Origin of the sequence: Streptomyces sp. NPDC002884 (assembly GCF_040295245.1) — a bacterium.
Classification (GTDB): domain Bacteria; phylum Actinomycetota; class Actinomycetes; order Streptomycetales; family Streptomycetaceae; genus Streptomyces.
This window is the reverse complement of record NZ_JBEOVB010000101.1, coordinates 1-1,572: the sequence shown is the minus strand read 5'-3', so window position 1 is coordinate 1,572 and position 1,572 is coordinate 1. Positions and strand designations below refer to the sequence as shown.

Below are 1,572 nucleotides of genomic sequence, written 5' to 3'. Positions count from 1 at the left end.
AGCGAGTACTTTCTGGGGGCGGCCATGGTCGATGTTCCTCTCATGAGAACCATCTGACCCTCTGTCAACACACTCCGCATCTCGGGGGAACCTCAGAGGGCTCACAGCCCCGATCGTCGGTGGACGTTGTACTGACGCCGGCGGTCGGCATCGAGAAGCTTTACCGGGGTCAGCTACCGCCCATTAGATCGTGGGGCGGAAGCGGAACATCGTCACCGACACGATCGGGCTCCTGCTTGCCGTGCTGGTCACTGCGGCGAGCGTGCAGGATTCCGCGGCCGGCACCCAGCTCCTGGACCAGATCGCCGCCGAACATCCCCGCGTCCGCAAGGTGTGGGTCGACGGCGGCTACCGCCAGCACTTCGTCGAGCACGCCGCGACCCTCGGCATCGACATGGAAATCACCGCACGCGGCTCCGGGACCATAGGGGATTCACCCCCATCCCGAAACGCTGGGCAGTTGAGCGGACACTCATGCTCCACCGCCGCCTGGCCCGCGACTACGAAACCCACCCACACCGATCCGAAGCCATGACCGACCTCATGGCCCGCCGCCTCACCAGCGAGAACACGATCTCCTGGCACGAGCCGGCACCGCAGACCAAACAGCAGATTCCGGTATGAAACAACAGGAGAAAACGACGTCTGAGTACGGCACCCAATTCTGGCAGCTCCACCCGCCCAGTATGTGACGAAGGCGAGAAGCGCACGCCCCAGCACGGCCATGATGGCACATCACCGATCGCTTAGAGTTTCATATCGGGTACTGGTGCGGGTGCACAAGCGGGTACTATCCCGTCATGGCCCAGAAGATTGTGACTGTATACGTGGACGACCTCACAGGCACGGAATCAGAGGAGGTGCAGACCCATACATTTTCATTGGATGGGGTAAACTACGAGATCGATCTAGTGTCGGATAACTACGACAAGCTCTTCGAGGCTCTTGCCCCCTTCATCAGTACCGGCCGCAAAGTCGGCCGCGCGAAGCCTTCAGGTCGATCGACTAAGCAGAACTCCGGCGATCCGAGTGCGGAACAGATGCGCGTTTGGGCGCGGGAGAACAACTATCCCGTCAATGACCGCGGGCGGGTCCCCGCCAGCGTCCGTGAGGCTTACGCGAAGGCTCACTGACTGTTAATCGGTTTTCCTTCCTCCTGAGGCGGGAAAACGGTACATCCCCGCCTCAGATAGATTGCGGCGGGCGCGATAGCAAACCATCGTGCACGCAAGAGGTCGCACGCCGCCTGACTCGCAACGCACCCTGGGGCGCATCCCGGTGACGGGGAAACTCCTCCGACATACAACGGCTGACACAATGAGCTTCTTCAGCTGCCCCTCCGGCGAGTGAAGGCCCCGAGCGTGTGGACGAGGCCGCCAAGCAGGGCAGTCGCTGTCCTTGCTGGGCGGAGCCGCCGACACGACGTCACCCGATCGGTGGCCACTCTGAAGAAGCTCAATGAAGCCGTCTGCCAGTTACTGGCCCTAACAAAGCCTCTGGATGTGCCGGTGGGTGATCGGGCAGACGGCAAGTCCGAGGAAGGCCTCGTGGATGTCGTCTCGTTGTTCCCAG

1 protein-coding gene and 1 pseudogene are annotated in these 1,572 nt (G+C 61.8%); both read left to right on the top strand.

Annotated elements, in window-relative coordinates; all coding sequences use genetic code 11:
- Positions 1-187: 187 nt before the first annotated feature.
- A pseudogene (locus ABT070_RS46160) lies at positions 188-624 on the top strand (transposase); the annotation flags it as partial.
- A 176-nt stretch (positions 625-800) separates the two neighbouring features.
- Positions 801-1,133 carry a histone-like nucleoid-structuring protein Lsr2 gene (locus ABT070_RS46155; protein ID WP_351769359.1) on the top strand — a complete coding sequence of 111 codons (333 nt, stop codon included), beginning with the start codon at positions 801-803 and terminating at the stop codon, positions 1,131-1,133.
- The last annotated feature ends 439 nt before the right edge of the window (positions 1,134-1,572 follow it).